This window comes from Pseudomonas sp. LFS074, assembly GCF_047978165.1.
Classification (GTDB): Bacteria; Pseudomonadota; Gammaproteobacteria; order Pseudomonadales; family Pseudomonadaceae; genus Aquipseudomonas; species Aquipseudomonas putida_P.
Window position 1 is genome coordinate 2,090,797 of sequence record NZ_JBFPFV010000001.1, and the last position, 17,941, is coordinate 2,108,737.

Sequence of the window (17,941 nt, forward strand, 5' to 3'; positions counted from 1 at the left end):
ATGAAGCGGGGCCGCTTTGCGGCCCCAGGGTATTTCACCGGACTATCAGGATGCCCAAGACAATGGCACATGTACCGCAAGTAAAAATCCCCGCCACCTACATCCGCGGCGGCACCAGCAAAGGCGTGTTCTTCCGCCTGCAAGACCTGCCCGAGCAGGCGCAAATCCCCGGCCCCGCCCGCGATGCACTGCTGCTGCGGGTAATCGGCAGCCCCGACCCCTACGGCAAGCAGATCGACGGCATGGGCGGTGCGACGTCCAGCACCAGCAAGACCGTGATCCTGTCGCGAAGCATCAAGCCCGAGCACGATGTCGATTACCTGTTCGGCCAAGTCAGCATCGACAAGGCCTTCGTCGACTGGAGCGGCAATTGCGGCAACCTGTCCGCTGCGGTCGGTTCGTTCGCCATCAGCAGCGGCCTGGTCGACCCGGCGCGCATACCGCGCAACGGTATCGCCACCGTGCGCATCTGGCAGGCGAACATCGGCAAGACCATCATCGCCCATGTGCCGGTCACCGAAGGCGAGGTGCAGGAAACCGGCGATTTCGAGCTGGACGGGGTGACCTTCCCGGCGGCCGAGGTGCAGCTGGAGTTTCTTGACCCGGCCGCCGACGAGGACGGCGACGGGGGTGCCATGTTCCCTACCGGCAAGCTGGTCGATGACCTGGAAGTGCCGGGTGTGGGCACCTTCAAGGCGACCTTGATCAATGCCGGCATCCCGACCATTTTTGTCAATGCTGCCGATATCGGCTACACCGGTACCGAACTGCAGGACGCTATCAATGGCGACCCGCAGGCACTGCTGCGTTTTGAGACCATTCGCGCCTATGGCGCCTTGCGCATGGGCCTGATCGACAATGTCGACCAGGCTGCCGGGCGTCAGCACACACCAAAAGTGGCGTTCGTTGCGCCACCGAGCACCTACACTGCGTCCAGTGGCAAGCCGGTGCAGGCAGGCGATATCGACCTGCTGGTACGGGCCCTGTCGATGGGCAAGCTGCACCATGCCATGATGGGTACGGCGGCGGTGGCAATCGGCACCGCAGCGGCCATTCCGGGCACGCTGGTCAACCTCGCCGCTGGCGGGGGCGAGCGCAGCGCCGTGCGTTTCGGTCATCCCTCGGGCACCCTGCGGGTCGGCGCCGAGGCGCGTCAGGAGAAGGGTGAGTGGACGGTGACCAAGGCAATCATGAGCCGCAGTGCTCGCGTGCTGATGGAGGGCTGGGTTCGCGTGCCTGGCGACAGCTTCTAACGCACCAGCGGCGCTCGGCTTTAGTCAGTTGGGGCTGCTGTGCAGCCCCGGCAATTCTGAAGGGAGCTGGATATGAGCGCCAACGTAGACCTCAATGACCGCCCGGACTACGACCGGGTGCTGCAAACCCTGGCCGACTACGCCCTCGGTTATCGGGTCGATTCTGCTGAAGCCCTGGACACCGCGCGCAACTGCCTGATGGACACCCTGGGCTGCGGTCTTCTCGCCTTGCGCTTCCCTGAGTGCACCAAGCTGCTGGGCCCATTGGTGGAAGGTACCGTGGTGCCCCATGGGGCTCGCGTTCCTGGCACCGCCTACCGCCTCGATCCGGTCAAGGCTGCCTGGGATATCGGTTGTGCCGTGCGCTGGCTGGACTATAACGACACCTGGCTGGCTGCCGAATGGGCTCACCCCTCAGACAACCTTGGCGGCATCCTGGCCGTTGCTGATCACCTGTCACAAAAGCGCGTGGCCGCTGGTGAAGCGCCGCTGCTGATGCGTGATGTGCTCGAAGCCATGGTCATGGCCCACGAGATTCAGGGTGTGCTGGCGCTGGAAAACTCGTTCAACCGTGTTGGGCTCGACCACGTGATTCTGGTGAAGGTAGCCTCGACTGCCGTGTGCGCCAGGCTGATGGGGGCCAACCGCGAGCAGATGCTCTCGGCCTTGTCCCACGCCTTCGTCGACGGCCAGGCCCTGCGCACATACCGCCATGCGCCCAACGCGGGCTCACGCAAGTCTTGGGCCGCGGGTGATGCGTCCAGCCGGGGCGTGCGCCTGGCCGATATCGCCTTGCGTGGCGAGATGGGCGTGCCGGGTGTGCTTACGGCGCCGCAATGGGGCTTCTACGACGTATCGTTCAGCCATACCAACAAGGACTTGGCGCTCAAGCCTGCTGGGCAGTACGAGCTGCGTCTGCCCCAGGCCTTGGGCAGCTATGTGATGGAAAACGTGCTGTTCAAGGTCAGCTTTCCTGCCGAGTTTCATGCTCAGACCGCCTGTGAGGCGGCCGTCACCCTGCATCCGCGTGTACGAAACCGCCTGCACGAAATCGACCGCATCGTCATCACCACCCAGGAGTCGGCGATCCGCATCATTTCCAAAAGCGGCCCGCTGGCCAACGCCGCCGACCGCGACCATTGCCTGCAGTATATGGTGGCGGTGCCGCTGATCTTCGGCCATTTGGTGGCTGAGCATTATGAGGATGCCTTCCATGCCAACCACCCGAGCATCGATCGTTTGCGCGAGAAGATGGAGGTGGTGGAAGACCCGCGCTTCAGCCGCGAGTACCTGGAACCGGACAAGCGTTCGATCGCTAACGCGCTGCAGGTATTCTTCAAGGATGGCAGCAGCACCGAGCAAGTGCTGGTGGAGTATCCGATCGGGCATCGGCGGCGGCGTGGAGAAGGCATACCGTTGCTGGAGGCCAAGTTCAGGGCCAACCTGGCGACCCGTTTCGCGCGGCAGCGGTGTGGCGAGATTGGAGAGCTGTGCAAGGACCAGCAGCGGCTGGAGCGCACAGCGGTGCACGGGTTCGTGGATTTGTTCGTGATCTGAGGCCGGAGTGGGGTTGAAACAAGAAAGCCCTGGCATCACTGCCAGGGCTTTCTTTACAACCTGTGACTCAGCTTACGCCTGCACCACCGGGATCTTGGCGTTGGCTGCCGCTTCGCGGAACTCGGCGATCTGGTCGAAGCTCAGGTAGCGGTAAACGTCGGCAGCCATGCTGTCGATGTCTTTCGCGTACTGCATGTACTCTTCGACGGTCGGCAGCTTGCCGATGATCGAAGCAACAGCAGCCAGCTCGGCCGATGCCAGGTACACGTTGGTAGCGTCGCCCAGACGGTTCGGGAAGTTACGGGTCGAGGTGGAAACCACGGTCGAACCGGTCTGCACACGTGCCTGGTTACCCATGCACAGCGAGCAGCCTGGCATTTCCATGCGTGCGCCGGCCTTGCCGTAGATGCCGTAGTAGCCTTCTTCGGTCAGCTGGTGAGCGTCCATCTTGGTTGGCGGAGCCAGCCACAGACGGGTTGGGATGCCACCCTTGACCTTGTCCAGCAGCTTGCCGGCAGCGCGGAAGTGACCGATGTTGGTCATGCACGAACCGATGAACACTTCGTCGATCTTCTCGCCCTGTACCGAGGACAGCAGGCGGGCATCATCCGGGTCGTTCGGCGCGCAGAGCACAGGCTCCTTGACGTCGGCCAGGTCGATTTCGATGATTTCGGCGTACTCGGCATCGGCGTCGGCCGACAGCAGCTCAGGCTTGGCCAGCCAGGCTTCCATGGCCTGGGCGCGACGCTCCAGGGTGCGGGCATCGCCGTAGCCTTCACCGATCATCCAGCGCAGCAGGGTGATGTTGGAGGTCAGGTACTCGGCGATGGCCTTCTCTGGCAGCTTGATGGTGCAACCGGCAGCGGAACGCTCGGCCGAGGCGTCGGACAGCTCGAAGGCTTGCTCGACGGTCAGTTCGTCCAGGCCTTCGATTTCCAGGATGCGGCCGGAGAAGGCGTTTTTCTTGCCCTTCTTCTCGACGGTCAGCAGGCCCTTCTGGATGGCGTAGTAAGGGATGGCATGCACCAGGTCACGCAGGGTGATGCCTGGCTGCAGTTTGCCCTTGAAGCGCACCAGGATCGACTCTGGCATGTCCAGCGGCATGACGCCGGTGGCGGCGGCGAAAGCCACCAGGCCGGAACCGGCCGGGAACGAGATACCGATCGGGAAGCGGGTGTGTGAGTCGCCACCGGTACCCACGGTGTCAGGCATCAGCATGCGGTTCAGCCAGCTGTGGATGATGCCGTCGCCTGGGCGCAGCGACACGCCACCACGGGTGCGGATGAAGTCTGGCAGGGTGTGGTGGGTGGTGACGTCGATCGGCTTCGGATAGGCCGCGGTGTGGCAGAACGACTGCATCACCAGGTCAGCGGAGAAGCCCAGGCACGCCAGGTCTTTCAGCTCGTCGCGGGTCATCGGGCCCGTGGTGTCCTGGGAGCCGACGGTGGTCATCTTCGGCTCGCAGTAGGCACCTGGGCGCACGCCCTGGCCTTCTGGCAGGCCGCAGGCACGGCCGACCATTTTCTGCGCCAGGGTGAAGCCCTTGCCGGAATCGGCAGGCTGCTCTGGTTTCTTGAACAGGTCGGAAGCACCCAGGCCCAGTTCGGCGCGGGCTTTTTCGGTCAAGCCACGGCCGACGATCAGCGGAATACGGCCGCCAGCGCGGACTTCATCCAGCAGCACTTCGGTTTTCAGCTCGAAGTTGGTGACCAGTTCGTCGCTGCCGTGACGGCGTACTTCACCTTTGTATGGGTAAACGTCGATGACGTCGCCCATGCCCAGGTTGGTGCAGTCGAATTCGATCGGCAGGGCGCCGGCGTCTTCCATGGTGTTGTAGAAGATCGGGGCGATCTTGGTGCCGAAGCAGAAGCCACCGGCGCGTTTGTTCGGCACGTACGGGATGTCGTCGCCGAAGAACCACAGTACCGAGTTGGTAGCGGATTTACGCGAGGAGCCGGTACCGACCACGTCACCCACATAGGCAACCGGGAAACCCTTGGCCTTGACGGCTTCGATCTGGGCCAGCGGGCCGACCGAACCAGGCTGCGACGGTTCGATGCCGTCGCGGGCCATTTTCAGCATGGCCAGGGCGTGCAGCGGGATGTCTGGGCGCGACCAGGCGTCCGGGGCTGGGGACAGGTCGTCGGTGTTGGTTTCGCCAGGTACCTTGAACACGGTCAGGGTGTACTTGTCGGCGATGGCCGGACGCGAGGTGAACCACTCGCCGGCAGCCCAGGATTCCAGCACGGCCTTGGCATGCGCGTTGCCGGCCTTGGCTTTTTCGGCCACGTCGTGGAAGGCATCGAACATCAGCAGGGTGTGCTTGAGCTGCTCGGCCGCGACGGCGCCCAGTTCGGCGTCATCCAGCAGTGCGACCAGCGTTTCGATGTTGTAGCCGCCCTGCATGGTGCCCAGCAGTTCGGTGGCGTGCTTGCGGTCGATCAGTGGCGACTTGGCTTCGCCCTTGGCGACGGCGGAGAGGAAAGCGGCCTTGACGTAGGCAGCTTCGTCGACCCCTGGCGGTACGCGGTTGGTGATCAGGTCTACGAGGAAGGCTTCTTCGCCGGCCGGCGGGTTTTTCAGCAGCTCGACCAGGCCTGCAGTTTGTTCGGCGTTCAGCGGCTGGGGCACGATGCCCAGGGCGGCACGCTCTTCGATGTGTTTGCGGTAGGCTTCAAGCACAGTTATTTCCCTCATCAGTGGTCCCTAAAGGGGGTCCGGGACGCTTATCCAGCATTCAATGCACCCATGCGCTGCCACGGCTTTGTGGGCCGCCCAGCCAGAGTCGCAAAGAATCCTTACAGAAGCTGCTTTCAAAGTTTTACGCCTGCAGAACGGGGGCTGATGAGGGTTGGCGCGGGCATGCGAGGGAAGCATGACCCGGGCCAACGCCGTTCTACCGGATTAACTGTGCTCGTGACGCTTTGAAAACAGCTTCCAACGGACATTGTTGCCTTTGAAAAGGCCGGATGATTCTACGGCAAAAAAAGCCCGAAGGTAAGGCGGTGAACATGACTTTAACGAGTGACCCTGGTTAGACAAAGGGCTAACATGGGCCTGTGTTCCACCGCCAAGCTGTTGTTTTTCATGTCCAACAAGTCCATCAAAACCCCTTGCGTCGGCCTGTGCTCCACGGTGTACGGAGACACGGTGTGCCGTGGCTGCAAGCGTTTTCACCACGAAGTGATCAACTGGAACGGTTACGACGACACGCAGAAGCGCGCCGTGTGGTTGCGCCTTGAGCAACTGCTGGTGCAGGTGATGATGGCCAAGCTTGAGGTGTTCGACAAAAGCCTGCTGCGCCAGCAACTGGAGCAGCGCTCGATCCGCTTTGTCGAGCAGCAGTCAGAATATTGCTGGGCTTACCAGCTTATCGCCCGCGGGGCGCGGATGATCCGTGACCTGGAGGCCTACGGTATGGTGCTGTTGCCGGAATTTCGCGACTGGGAACTGCCGCAGTTGCGCGATGCCATCGATCGCGAGTTTTTCCTGCTTTCAGAGGCGCATTATCAGCGCTACATCGCCCCCAGCTTCCTGCGCGATGCCTTGGCGACGGGGCAAGGTTGACGCTGAGTGGGTGAAGCTACCGGCCCCTTCGCGGGGTTACCCGCGAAGGGGCCGACGTAGAGCCTGAATCAGTCGCCGGTATACTCGCAACCGCTGGTGCAGGTTTCGTGGATGCGTACCTTCGACAGCTCTGGCATCAACGGCTTGACCTGGTCCCAGATCCACTTGGCGATTACTTCGCTGGTAGGGTTTTCCAGGCCAGGGATGTCGTTCAGGTAGTTGTGGTCCAGCTGCTCGTAGATCGGTTTGAAGATCGCCTTGACCTCGGCGAAGTCGCGGATCCAGCCAGTGTGCGGGTCGAGCGGGCCGGTCAGGTGCAGGCCGACCTTGAACGAGTGACCATGCAGGCGGCCGCATTTGTGCCCTTCAGGGACGTGGGGCAGGCGGTGGGCCGATTCGAATGTGAATTCCTTGAAGATTTCCACTGGTGGACCTGTATAGCTGGTGGGGTAAGGGCTTGAGCGGAAATTGGTATTTCAATGTACTGCTCAATGTACTGATTGGTCGTCGCTGGGGTGAAAGAGGTCATTCACTGAGTGATGGCCGGCTGGCGCCAGGCAACCAAATTGGGCGCTATCTTAACCTGTTTTTTAGGGGGGGCTTCACGGAATCTGCGATAGAAGGTATTCCGGCCGGTCGCATTTTCGCGGTTGCGGGGTAGGATCCTGGGTAGTAAGTGGAAGAGCTTGTGCCATTGTAAATACAATGAAAAAGCCCGCTTGCTGGCGGGCTTTTGAAGATGCTGTAATCAGCTCTGCGCTGGTTTTTCCGGGGCGGCCGGTTTCAGCAGATTCTTCAAGTGCTCTGCGGTGCCCTGAGAGAGTCCATGACCCTCCCCAAACGTCGATTTCACGGCGTTATCCGCAGCCAGCATACGCTCAATTTTACCTTTGCTTTCTTCCGCATTGCTGATGAGTTTCCCAAGTACATCAATCAGCGCATCGCTGGTGCGCTTGTACCTTTTGTATGCCCATTCTCTGGCAACGGACGAATCCGCCTCATTCAGTTCCTTTTTGGCTTCGTCATTCGCTTCTCGGGCGCTGCCCTCCTTCATCAGGAGTCTGGTTTCCGTTTGATCCGCACGTAAAATAGCCTTGCATTGATCAATAAATGCGATGGCTGCATCCTTTTCGGCAAGCCTGTGTTTCCAGGTTCGGCCCTCGAGGTTGGCAATTTCCTTGTCCAGATTGTCAATCACGGTATCGCTTCGCTTGAAGTACTCCGCGAAAGTGATTCCATCCTCTGACTGCGCTTTCATCTGTCGTTCAGCTTGGGTGACGGAAACCTGCACAGCTGCTGCCGCTACATCATGTTCTTTGCCACTTTCGTAATGGTTCCATCCGAACCAACCCGCCACCGCAATCGCTATCGCAGCGCCGATGCCCAATACCGCTTTCATCCCTCAGATCCCCTGATGCTGGCAAAACGACATATTAACACCGCGGAAGGGTCGGAACGGTAGTCGCGCAGGCATGGCCGCTACAAGGCTTGCAGGCGTTCACACAGCTGCCCGGTGGCAATCAGCTCCAGCAATTCGTCACCTAGCCGCTGGCTTTCGGCAATGGCCTTGTACCAATAGCGTTTGCGGCCAGGCGCATCGCCCATGAAGCGTTTGAAGTCGTTGCGATCGGGCAGCTTGCCGTAGGGCAGGGCGGCCAGGTACTGCGGGGAAGGGGTCATCAGCAGCACATTCTGCAGGCGAGTGGCATCGCCCTTGCGCCAGGGCAAGGCCTTGTCGAACCAGCCGGGTACCACCTTGTCGGTGAAGTGCGGGTACAGCACCAGGTCGTCGCCGCGATAGGGCAGGTCGAGGTGGTAGTCGAGCAGGCCGCCGTCGCGGTAAGTGCCGGCGCCAGCGCCGGGGATGTCTTTCACGCCCTGCATGACCATGGGGATCGAGCCCGAGGCGAGCAGGGCGTGGCGCAGGTTGGCCAGGCCCAGCGGCAAGTAGCGCGAGGGGAAATCGGTAAGCGCTTCGAGCGGTGGGGCGGCGCGCTCATCGTGCAGGATGACGCGCTCGAAGTGGCGGGCCAGGCGCGAACGGCCGAGCAGGTTGCTGGCGACCACCGAGCCCAGGCCCAAGCCCAGGCGCCCGCGATGGTCGTGGGCAAGCTGGCCATGGCTCTTCACCACCAGAATGTTCAGGTGATAGTGCGGGTTGGCCAGCAGCTGGCCGTCACGGTCCTGCAACAGGTCATCGAGCATTTTTTGGCAACTGCGGCTGATTTCGGCCGGGGTCACGCCCTTGGCGAAATCCTGCTCGGTGTACAGCTCGCCCAGGCGGCGGATACCTGCGACCGGGTCGTCGAGGCAGGCGCTGGCGAAGCGCCAGGCACCAATCGAGGCACCGATCAGCGCCCGCGGGCGCGGTGCCGAGGGCAGCCACTCACCGAACAGCGCCAGGTCCAGGCCTTGAATGCCCAGCGGCTTCGGCCCACCCGCCGCGCCCGGCAAGACCCCGACATCGGCGGCCTGCAGGCCACGCTCGCGGATATGTCGCAGGGCCCGTTGGCCAGCCTTGAAGGTGAGGGCGGGGTATTTGATGTGGATGGCGCTCATGCGGGGGATCTCTTGGGCAGTACGCGGTTCACTATAAAGGGTTTGAGGATGGCCCGGTCTTGACTTGCGCTATCATGCCGCCAGCTGTTTTCAGGTTGAATTAAGGACCAGTGGTTAATCTTAACCCCGTAGACAACTTGCACAGTTCTCAGGAGAGAAGAACGATGAAAACCTTGACTGCCCTGTTCACCGCCGCTGCCCTCGCTCTGGGCGCCAATGCCGCTTTCGCCAAGGATGTTCAACCCGACGAAGTGGTCAAACTGGTCAACGCCAAGACCATCAAGTCGCTGGACGAACTCAAGGCTGCCGCCGTGGCCAAGCACCCAGGCTCCACCGTCACCGACTCGGAACTTGAAGACGAATACGGCCGCTACATCTACAAGGTCGAGCTGCGCGACACGCAGAACGTCGAATGGGACGTGGCGCTGGACGCCAAGACCGGTGAAGTGCTGAAGGACGAGCGGGACAACTGATGATCCACTTACCGCGGCCGGCGCGTTACCTCGCGCTGGCGCTGCTGGCCGTGTGTTCGCTGGCCGCTGCCCGCGACCTCGATCAGGACGAAGCCCTGAAGCTGCGGCAGAAGGGCATTATCCTGCCACTCGAGCACTTGCTGGAAACCGCCTTGGGGCGTTACCCCGGGGCGCGTTTGCTGGAGGCCGAGCTGGAAGAGGACGACGATCGCTACGAATATGAAGTCGAGTTGCTGACGACTGAAGGTGTGGTGCGCGAGATCAAGCTCGATGCCAGCACCGGCGCCCTGCTCAAAGACGAGGAAGACGACTGAATGCGCCTGTTGCTTGTCGAGGACAATGTACCGCTGGCGGATGAACTGATTGCCGGCCTGCAGCGCCAGGGTTATGCCGTGGATTGGTTGGCCGATGGCCGTGATGCGGTGTACCAAGGGCAAAGCGAACCGTACGACCTGATCATCCTGGACCTTGGCCTGCCTGGCTTGCCGGGCCTGGACGTGCTGGCCCAGTGGCGCGCCGCCGGCCTGGCCACGCCGGTACTGATCCTGACCGCGCGCGGCTCCTGGGCCGAGCGTATCGAAGGGCTGAAGGCCGGGGCCGACGACTACCTGAGCAAGCCCTTTCACCCCGAAGAGCTGCAACTGCGCATCCAGGCCTTGTTGCGCCGCGCCCGTGGGCTGGCCAACCAGCCGAAGCTGGAAGCGGCCGGCCTGTACCTGGACGAAAGCCGCCAGTGCGTGAGCCGTGATGGCGTGGACATCCAGCTGACCGCCGCCGAGTTCCGCCTGCTGCGGTATTTCATGCTGCACCCGCAGCAGATACTGTCCAAAAGCCATCTGGCCGAGCACCTTTACGACGGTGAAACCGAGCGCGACTCGAACGTGCTGGAAGTACACGTCAACCATTTGCGCCGCAAGCTGGGCCGCAGTGTCATCGAAACCCGCCGCGGGCAAGGCTACATCTATGCCGGGAGCGGCGAGTGAAGTCGATACAGGCGCGCCTGAGCCTGGGCCTGGTGGCCGTGCTGGTGGTGGTCGGCGTGGTGCTGGCACAATTGACCTTGTGGCTGTTCGAAGCCGGCCTGCAACGGTACCTGGAAAACGGCCTGCGCAAGGAAAGCGAGAACCTGCTGGTGGCATTGGTGCGTGGGCCTTCCGGCCTGCAGCTGGACGAGCGGCGTATTTCGGCTGCTTATCAACGGCCGTTTTCCGGTTACTACTTCCGCATCGATTTCGACCAAGGTACCTGGCGGTCCCGTTCGCTGTGGGACCTGGACATGCCCAAGCCCGCCGCGCCTGGGCTTTCCGATAGCCATGAACTCGGCCCGGAAGGCCAGCAACTGCTGGCCCTGCGTGCCGACTACCGGCGCCTGGGCCAGGATATTTCGATCAGCGTGGCGCAAGATTATTCGCCGGTGCGCGAAGGTTTCCGGCGCTTGCAGCAGATCGGCCTGGGCATGGGGTTGGTGGCACTGATTGTGGTTTTGGTGCTGCAGCGCATCACCGTTACCCGCTCGTTGCGGCCGCTGGAGCGGGCGCGACAGCAGATTGCCCAGTTGCAGCAGGGCAAGCGCTCGCAACTGGATGCCGAGGTGCCCAGCGAGTTGGCGCCGCTGGTGGGGCAGATCAACCACTTGCTCAGCCATACCGAAGACAGCCTGCGCCGTTCGCGCAATGCCCTCGGCAACCTCGGCCATGCACTGAAGACGCCACTGGCGGTGCTGCTGAGCCTGGCCTCCAGCGAACGCCTGAAAGATCTGCCCGAAGTCCGCGCGCAGATGCGCGAGCAGTTGGAGCAGATTCAGCAACGCCTGGCGCGCGAGCTGAACCGTGCACGGCTGGCAGGGGATGCCTTGCCGGGCGCGCAGTTCGATTGTGATGCCGAGCTGCCGGGGTTGCTGGAGACCTTGGGCATGATCCATGGCGAGGGCTTGCAATTGGCAAGTGATGTGCCGCCTGGGCTGTTGTTGCCCTGGGACCGCGAGGACTTCCTGGAGCTGCTGGGCAACCTGCTGGACAACGCCTGCAAGTGGGCTGACAGCGAGGTGCGCCTGGGAATAGCGCCGAACGGCGAGGGCTACCGGCTGTGGGTCGATGACGATGGCCCCGGTATCCCTGAAGGCCGGCGGCAGCAGGTGCTGGAGCGTGGTTCGCGGTTGGACGAACAGGTGGACGGGCATGGGCTGGGGTTGGGCATCGTGCGCGATATCGTCGAGGCATGGGGCGGGCGACTGGCCTTGCTGGAGAGCCCGCTGGGCGGATTGCGGGTGAGCATCGACCTGCCGCGCAAGGCCCGATGATGCAGGCGCCGAAACCCTCTGTGGCAGCGAGCCCCCATGGCAATGTCAGTACTGCAAAAAAAATGCAGTACAGGCGCAGTTTTTTGAATTAGCCCAATCGCACCCCACCCGGCAAAATCCCCCTCACGAAACCCTGCGGTTTCCATCTCTCCATGGACGGAGCCCCTTGTGGTATTGCACGCGCAATACAAGGCCCAGGCCATCTCGGCTGGGCTTTCTTTTTAATCAGAAAAACCAAAGACCCCGAATACCAATGTCTGCCTCGCGTTCCGAAAGCCGTCTGCAGCGCCTGTTGCCGGCGCCCCTGAATATCCCTCCCAAAGAATGGTTGCGTGCCGGTATCGGTGCGTTGCTCGGCTTGTTCCTCGCTGGCTGGCTGACCAGCATGGCCTATGGCCCTGGCATTGCCCTGCACCTGTTGGGCCCGCTGGCGGCCTCGGCGGTCCTGGTTTTCGCCGTACATTCCGGCCCATTGGCCCAACCTTGGCCGGTGCTGGGCAGCTACGCCTTGGCTGGCGCAGTTGGCCTTGCCATGCGCGAAGGTTTCGGTGCCGAGCTTTGGGTGGCGGCTGCGGCTCTGGGCATTTCGATCCTGATCATGTGCCTGTTACGCTGCCTACACCCCCCGGGTGGCGGGGTGGCAGTGAGCGCGGTGCTGGCCGACTCCGGGTTGACCGCCATGGGCGATCACCTGTTGGAACCGGTGCTGCTCAATGCGTTGATCCTGGTGGCCGTGGCAATCGTCTACAACCGCCTGACCGGCGTGCGCTATCCGAAAGGCGCGGTGCCGCGCAAAGACCTGCACCACACCCATGACCCGCTGCCCGGCGAGCGCGTCGGCATTCGCAGCGAAGACCTGGACCAGGCGCTGGAGGAGCTTGGTGAGTTCGTCGACGTTACCCGTGACGAACTGGAGCGCATCATCCTCGCCACCGAGCAGCACGCCCTGCAGCGTAGCCTGGGCGGTATCACCGCGGCCTCGGTGATGTCCCGCGATGTACAGTTCGCCACGCCTGATACCACGCTGGAAAAGGCCTGGAAAATGCTCGCCAGCCATCACCTGAAAACCCTGCCGGTACTGCAGCACGGCAAGCTGGTGGGCATCGTCAGCCTCAGCGACCTGGTCGGCCCGGCCATGCAGCGTGGCCGTTTCAGCTGGCGCGGTTTGTTTGGCCGCAAAGCGGTACGCATGGAGCAAGTGATGAGTCGGCGGGTAGTCAGTGTCAGCAGCCAGCACCCGCTGGAGCGGCTGCTGCCGTTGTTGTGCGAACAGGGCCTGCACTGCCTGCCGGTGCTCGATGCCGAGAAGCTGGTAGGGGTGATCACCCAGACCGACTTGATCGCCGGCCTCAAACGTCAGCTGCTTAGCAAGGCTGAGGCATCAGATAACCGGGTCCCAGCGTTGTGACCAATCGCTTGCGCCGGCAGCCACCAGCCGGCGCAGGATGGCGAAGGCCTGTTGCAGAGCTTCGCTGTCGCGTTTGCGCGGGTACACCAGGAAGGTTGGGTAAGTGAACTCAGGCGCCTGCGGTACCCGCTCGAACACCCCGCTGTCCAGGTAGGCCTGCACCACGCGTGTGCGGAAGTAGCCGCTGCCCCCCTTGTCAAGAATGAACTGCAGGGCCAATGGGCCGAGGTTGAAGCTCAGTGCCGGGCGTGCGCAGTCGGGCAGGGCCGCATCGTGCTGGCGGCGGAAGGCCTCGCCCCAGTCAATGTAGATATACGGTTCGGGCTGGGCGACCCGGCGCACACGGATCAGCTTTTCTTCCATCAATTGCTCCACCTGCAGGCCGGGGCCGTAGGTCGGCTGATAGACCAGCGCGGCGTCCAGCAGGCCCATCTCGACCTTGCGCAGCAGTGATTCACCGTCGCTGACCTCGCTGCGGATGGCATGGCTGGGCAGTTCACGGTGCAGGGCGCTGACCCAGTCGAGCAGCATCGGGTTGCCCAAACTCACCTCACCGCCCACATGCAGCACCTGCTGGCAGCCTTCAGGCAGCGGCAGGTCGCGGCGCGCTGCTTCCCAGGTTTGTACCAGCTGGTTGGCATAACTGACGAACGCTTCGCCATCGCTGGTCAAGCTGGCGCCGTTGCGGCTGCGTACGAACAGCTGGCAACCCAGTTGCTGCTCCAGGCGCTGTACCCGCGCGGTGATCGCGGTCTGTGACACGAACAGGCGCTCGGCGGCGGCGACCAGGCTGCCGCAACGCACGATTTCCAGGAAGGTTCGGGCCTGATCGATATCCATGGGCTGCTCGGTGGCTGAGGGGTGGCCTATTCTAGAGGCTTTGCACCGTTATGAGGCGTTTTTGCGTTGTCTGCAAATTTGCAGGTCGGTTGTGACTTTAGTCCCATGGCGGCGTGGGTGTAGCGGTCCATACTCAGGTTTCGCCCTTCAATAACAACAAGTACCGGGTTTCTTTCGATATGAGCTACCAGCACAGCTACGCCCATTCCATTTCCGACCCTGCCGCTTTCTGGGCGGAACAGGCCGCACACCTGGCCTGGCACCGCAAGCCTGCCCTGACTTTGCAAGACCACGCCGACGGTACCCATAGTTGGTTCGCAGACGGCCGCCTTAACAGCTGCTACCTGGCCCTCGATTACCAGATCGAGCAAGGCCGTGGCGAGCAATTGGCGCTGATCTACGATTCGCCGGTGACGGGCGTGCAGCAGGCGTATACCTATAACCAGTTGCGCGATGAAGTGGCGCGCCTGGCTGGCTTGCTGCGCCAGCTGGGGGTGAGCAAGGGCGATGGCGTGATCATCTACATGCCCATGGTGCCGCAGGCAGCCATGGCCATGCTGGCCTGTGCGCGGATTGGCGCGGTGCATTCGGTGGTGTTCGGTGGCTTTGCCGCCAACGAACTGGCTTTGCGCATCGATGATGCCCGGCCCACGCTGCTGCTGACGGCCTCCTGCGGGCTGGAGTTCGATCGCGTGATTGCGTACAAGCCGCTGGTCGACCGCGCCCTGCAACTGGCCCGGCACCAACCGCGCAATGTGCTGGTGCTGCAGCGGCCACAGGTGCAGGCCGACCTGCAGCCAGGCCGCGACCTGGACTGGCAGGCGGCCTTGACCGGCGCCGAGCCGGTGGCCCCAGTCGAGTTGGATGCCGGCGACCCGCTGTACATCATGTATACCTCGGGTACCACCGGCAAACCCAAAGGCATCGTGCGGGAGAACGGTGGCAATGCCGTGGCGCTGTGCTATGCCATGCGCCATATCTATGGCATGCAGGCCGGCGATGTGTGGTGGGGCATATCTGATGTGGGCTGGGTGGTCGGCCATTCGCTGATCGTTTACGGGCCGTTGATGAGCGGCTGTACCACTGTGTTCTACGAAGGCAAGCCGATCCGCACCCCGGATGCCTCGGCCTACTGGCGGGTGGTGGAGCAATACAAGGTCAATGCGTTGTTCTGTGCGCCCACCGCCATGCGTGCCATCCGCAAGGAAGACCCGGAAGGCGAGCTGATCCGCAAACATGACCTCAGCTCGCTGCGCCAATTGTTCCTGGCGGGTGAGAAGCTCGATTCCAGCACCCACGAATGGCTGGAACGGGTCAGTGGCAAGCCTGTGCACGACCACTGGTGGCAGACCGAGACCGGCTGGCCGGTCACTGCGCCGTGTGTCGGGCTGGAGGGGAGCGCCGCGAAGCCGGGATCGAGCAACCGGGCGGTACCCGGCTACAACGTTCGCGTGCTGGACGACGAAGGCCGCTTGCTCGGGCCCAACCATCAGGGTTCGATCGTGATCGCCCTGCCATTGCCACCTGGTTGTAGCCAGACACTGTGGGGCGACCACGAGCGCTACCTGCAGGCGTACCTGCGCACCTACCCGGGGTATTACCACACCGGTGACGGCGGCTACCTGGACGATGACGGTTTCGTCTACATCATGGGGCGCACCGATGACGTGATCAATGTGTCGGGGCACCGGTTGTCTACCGGCGAAATGGAGGACCTGGTGGCCTGCCACCCGGCGGTGGCCGAGTGTGCGGTGGTTGGCGTGCACGATGAAATCAAGGGGCAAGTGCCGTTGGCACTTGTTGTGCTCAAGGACGGCGAGGGCATTGCCGAGGCGCAACTGCTGGTGGACCTGGTGGGCAGTGTGCGCGAGGCGATTGGCCCGCTGGCCTGTTTCAACCGGGTTCGGTTGGTGAAGCGGCTCCCCAAGACCCGCTCGGGGAAAATTTTGCGTGCGGTGCTGCGCAAGATCGCCGACGGGCAGGACTATGCGCCGCCTTCGACCCTGGATGACCCGGCGGTGCTGGGGGAGATCGAGGCGGTGCTGGCGGATTTACCCAGAGCCGGTTGATGCTTTGACATTACAGGCCTCTTCGCAGGTTTACCGGCGAAGAGGCCTGTCGAGGCGATGCAGTTTCAAGGGGCTATCTGGTGCAATTGCCCCAAGCGGCTGCGGGTACGCATCAGGTCGGCAAGCGGCCCGCCCAGGCTTTCTTCCAGTGGCCGTTTACCTATCACCACCACCTGCCGATCCTGGTCATACAACACATCCACCAGGTTGACGAAACGCTGCTGAGCCGCCAGCGAGCACTCCGCCAGGTCACCCAGCCCGTCGATGATCCATTCATCGTATTGCGCCGCCAGCACCAGGTAGTCAATGACCGCCGTGGCCTTCTCGCACAAGTCATCGAAGCCAAGCACCACCCGCCGGCCATCGATGGCCAGCGCACGCAGCGGGCGCTTGTTCACTTCCAGCATCACCAGCTGTTCGTTCGGCACGTTCAGCGCCTGGCGCTGCGCTGCATTCCCCGGCCAGACATAATGGCCCTGGGTAAAACGTTGATGCTCACGGTTGGCCGGCAAGCTGCGAAAGTCGGTGTCGCCGTCCACTTCGAGCACTTGCATCGAGCTGTTGATCAGGCGGATTACCGGGAGGAAGCGCTCGTGGTACAGCGGGTTGGGCAACAACCCTTCGGGCGCGTAGTTGGACGTCACCAGCAGGAACACGCCGCGTGCGAACAGGGCGTTGAACAGGCGTGTCAGCAGCATGGCATCGCCGATGTCATGCACGTGGAATTCGTCGAAGCACAGCACCTGGCAGCCACCCACCAGCTCGTCGAGGGTTGCGCCCAGCGCATCGTCCAGCGCCCGGTGGTGGTGCATGCCTCGGTGGAGGCGAGCAAAGAAGTCATGAAAATGCAGGCGGCGCTTGGCCTCGACCGGTACCACCTGGAAGAAACCGTCCAGCAGCCAGCTCTTGCCGCGTCCCACCGACCCGTAGAGGTACAGGCTGCGTGGCTGCCCTTGTTCGAGCAGTGCCAGTTGTTCGGCCATGCAGTGGATCACCCGTCGCTGGCCGTCACTAAGCTGATAACCCCGGCTTCGGGCTTTGTCCTCGAACCAATCGAGCAGTTCGCTCTCGTTGGCGGCAGTGCCGCGCAGGCGCTGGCCAAGCTGGCGCAATGGGGCAGGGATCCAGGCAGACAAAAGCAACGCTCCTTGGGCGATGGCGGGTCAGCGTGCAGCTTGCCCGAGGGCGGCCATTTTGACTAATACAGAAAGTGACCGGCAATGATCACTTCATGCGATACGTCTGGCCGCGCACCTGCATTGCCTAGGCTTTGCGCTCCAGCTGGCGCTCGATCATGTACTTCACCGCCAGGCGGCGCTCCTTGAGGTGGCGCAGGTCTTCGTCAACGAAGTTGCCGGCCGAGATCGACTCGGCAGCCAGCACCTGGTTGTCGATGTCCATGTACTCGTCCAGCAGGCGGTCCAGCGCCTTGTCCTGCTGGCGGCGTTGCTGGACGATTTCGCGCGGGTAGTGCAGGTCCTGGTAGAGGTCGTGGGAGACAGGCATGAGGTCCTCCTTGGTCGATGCAGTGGGCTCATCTGATTGGAAGGAAGGAATGCGATTCTGTTGAAGCGAAGCGGGAGGAAAGCGACGGATGGTCGATGGGCCAACACCGAAATGACTAACCCGCTGTTTTTTAGCAATTTTTTTTCATCAGGGGGTTCACAGACCGAAAATTTGTTGTTAAAGTGCCGCGCATTCCAAGACAACAACCCAGTTGTCACTCAGTTGGAATTGTCAGAGCAGCAAACACTGCATCCGATACAGGGGCGTCGCCAAGCGGTAAGGCAGCAGGTTTTGATCCTGCCATGCGTTGGTTCGAATCCAGCCGCCCCTGCCATTTTCCAGTTTCAAACGTCTATAACCCGGTGCTTCGAAAGATGAGTGCTGGGTTTTGTCGTTTCCGTATTTAATTT

At 62.3% G+C, this 17,941-nt stretch carries 16 protein-coding genes and 1 tRNA gene; 10 read left to right on the plus strand and 7 right to left on the minus strand.

Translation table 11 applies throughout. The features are described from left to right. The first annotated feature begins 62 nt into the window (after positions 1 to 62). A complete protein-coding gene (gene prpF / locus ACNQP3_RS09630) occupies positions 63 to 1,253 on the plus strand; it encodes a 2-methylaconitate cis-trans isomerase PrpF (protein WP_012271594.1) in 1,191 nt (396 codons plus the stop codon). 72 nt (positions 1,254 to 1,325) lie between these two features. Then, the gene (gene prpD, locus ACNQP3_RS09635) at positions 1,326 to 2,810 is read left to right on the plus strand and encodes a 2-methylcitrate dehydratase (RefSeq protein WP_012271595.1); all 1,485 of its coding nucleotides are present in this window, start codon (positions 1,326 to 1,328) and stop codon (positions 2,808 to 2,810) included. 72 nt (positions 2,811 to 2,882) lie between these two features. On the opposite strand, the gene acnB is transcribed toward prpD, so the two are convergent. Then, the gene (gene acnB, locus ACNQP3_RS09640) at positions 2,883 to 5,492 is read right to left on the minus strand and encodes a bifunctional aconitate hydratase 2/2-methylisocitrate dehydratase (RefSeq protein ID WP_041166454.1); all 2,610 of its coding nucleotides are present in this window, start codon (positions 5,490 to 5,492) and stop codon (positions 2,883 to 2,885) included. Between the two features lie 405 nt (positions 5,493 to 5,897). Between acnB and ACNQP3_RS09645 the strand changes: the two genes are divergently transcribed. Continuing rightward, on the plus strand, positions 5,898 to 6,377 hold the full coding sequence (locus ACNQP3_RS09645; RefSeq protein WP_171577252.1) for a DUF1289 domain-containing protein: 480 nt from the start codon (positions 5,898 to 5,900) through the stop codon (positions 6,375 to 6,377). Between the two features lie 68 nt (positions 6,378 to 6,445). Here the strand turns inward: ACNQP3_RS09645 and queD are convergent, their stop codons facing one another. The 3 genes from queD to ACNQP3_RS09660 all read right to left on the minus strand — a co-directional run bounded on the left by queD (position 6,446) and on the right by ACNQP3_RS09660 (position 8,936). Beyond that, positions 6,446 to 6,802, minus strand: coding sequence for a 6-carboxytetrahydropterin synthase QueD (gene queD, locus ACNQP3_RS09650; RefSeq protein WP_012271598.1), 357 nt, complete (start codon positions 6,800 to 6,802; stop codon positions 6,446 to 6,448). A gap of 323 nt (positions 6,803 to 7,125) precedes the next feature. Beyond that, positions 7,126 to 7,776 (minus strand): hypothetical protein, encoded by a 651-nt coding sequence (locus tag ACNQP3_RS09655; RefSeq protein WP_012271599.1) that lies wholly within the window; start codon positions 7,774 to 7,776, stop codon positions 7,126 to 7,128. A gap of 80 nt (positions 7,777 to 7,856) precedes the next feature. After that, on the minus strand, positions 7,857 to 8,936 hold the full coding sequence (locus ACNQP3_RS09660; protein WP_012271600.1) for a patatin-like phospholipase family protein: 1,080 nt from the start codon (positions 8,934 to 8,936) through the stop codon (positions 7,857 to 7,859). A gap of 164 nt (positions 8,937 to 9,100) precedes the next feature. On the opposite strand from ACNQP3_RS09660, the gene ACNQP3_RS09665 reads away from it, so the two are divergent. The 5 genes from ACNQP3_RS09665 (at position 9,101) to ACNQP3_RS09685 (ending at position 13,116) form a co-directional block, all read left to right on the plus strand. Next, on the plus strand, positions 9,101 to 9,409 hold the full coding sequence (locus ACNQP3_RS09665; RefSeq protein WP_012271601.1) for a PepSY domain-containing protein: 309 nt from the start codon (positions 9,101 to 9,103) through the stop codon (positions 9,407 to 9,409). Then, positions 9,409 to 9,723, plus strand: a complete 315-nt coding sequence (locus ACNQP3_RS09670) for a PepSY domain-containing protein (protein ID WP_012271602.1) — start codon at positions 9,409 to 9,411, stop codon at positions 9,721 to 9,723. The genes ACNQP3_RS09665 and ACNQP3_RS09670 overlap by 1 nt, the downstream gene beginning before the upstream one ends. After that, complete coding sequence (locus tag ACNQP3_RS09675; RefSeq protein ID WP_264316968.1) at positions 9,724 to 10,392, plus strand: response regulator transcription factor; 669 nt, start codon at positions 9,724 to 9,726, stop codon at positions 10,390 to 10,392. After that, the gene (locus ACNQP3_RS09680; protein ID WP_060492839.1) at positions 10,389 to 11,708 is read left to right on the plus strand and encodes a sensor histidine kinase; all 1,320 of its coding nucleotides are present in this window, start codon (positions 10,389 to 10,391) and stop codon (positions 11,706 to 11,708) included. Before ACNQP3_RS09675 ends, ACNQP3_RS09680 begins: the two co-directional genes overlap by 4 nt. 253 nt (positions 11,709 to 11,961) lie before the next feature. After that, on the plus strand, positions 11,962 to 13,116 hold the full coding sequence (locus tag ACNQP3_RS09685) for an HPP family protein (RefSeq protein ID WP_264316969.1): 1,155 nt from the start codon (positions 11,962 to 11,964) through the stop codon (positions 13,114 to 13,116). On the opposite strand, the gene ACNQP3_RS09690 is transcribed toward ACNQP3_RS09685, so the two are convergent. Further along, entirely contained in the window at positions 13,090 to 13,956 is an 867-nt protein-coding gene (locus tag ACNQP3_RS09690) for a LysR family transcriptional regulator (protein ID WP_264316970.1), read from the minus strand. The two genes, ACNQP3_RS09685 and ACNQP3_RS09690, sit on opposite strands and share 27 nt — an antisense overlap. A 179-nt stretch (positions 13,957 to 14,135) precedes the next feature. On the opposite strand from ACNQP3_RS09690, the gene ACNQP3_RS09695 reads away from it, so the two are divergent. Beyond that, positions 14,136 to 16,025: a propionyl-CoA synthetase gene (locus tag ACNQP3_RS09695; RefSeq protein ID WP_012271607.1), complete on the plus strand. Its 1,890-nt coding sequence runs from the start codon at positions 14,136 to 14,138 to the stop codon at positions 16,023 to 16,025. A 65-nt stretch (positions 16,026 to 16,090) separates the two neighbouring features. Here ACNQP3_RS09695 and zapE read toward each other — a convergent pair whose 3' ends face one another. Together zapE and ACNQP3_RS09705 are read right to left on the minus strand one after the other, a co-directional pair. After that, positions 16,091 to 17,161, minus strand: coding sequence for a cell division protein ZapE (gene zapE, locus ACNQP3_RS09700; protein ID WP_264316971.1), 1,071 nt, complete (start codon positions 17,159 to 17,161; stop codon positions 16,091 to 16,093). A gap of 127 nt (positions 17,162 to 17,288) precedes the next feature. Beyond that, positions 17,289 to 17,531, minus strand: a complete 243-nt coding sequence (locus ACNQP3_RS09705) for a hypothetical protein (RefSeq protein ID WP_012271609.1) — start codon at positions 17,529 to 17,531, stop codon at positions 17,289 to 17,291. A 259-nt stretch (positions 17,532 to 17,790) separates the two neighbouring features. Between ACNQP3_RS09705 and ACNQP3_RS09710 the strand changes: the two genes are divergently transcribed. Next, positions 17,791 to 17,865: transfer RNA gene (locus tag ACNQP3_RS09710), tRNA-Gln, on the plus strand. The last annotated feature ends 76 nt before the right edge of the window (positions 17,866 to 17,941 follow it).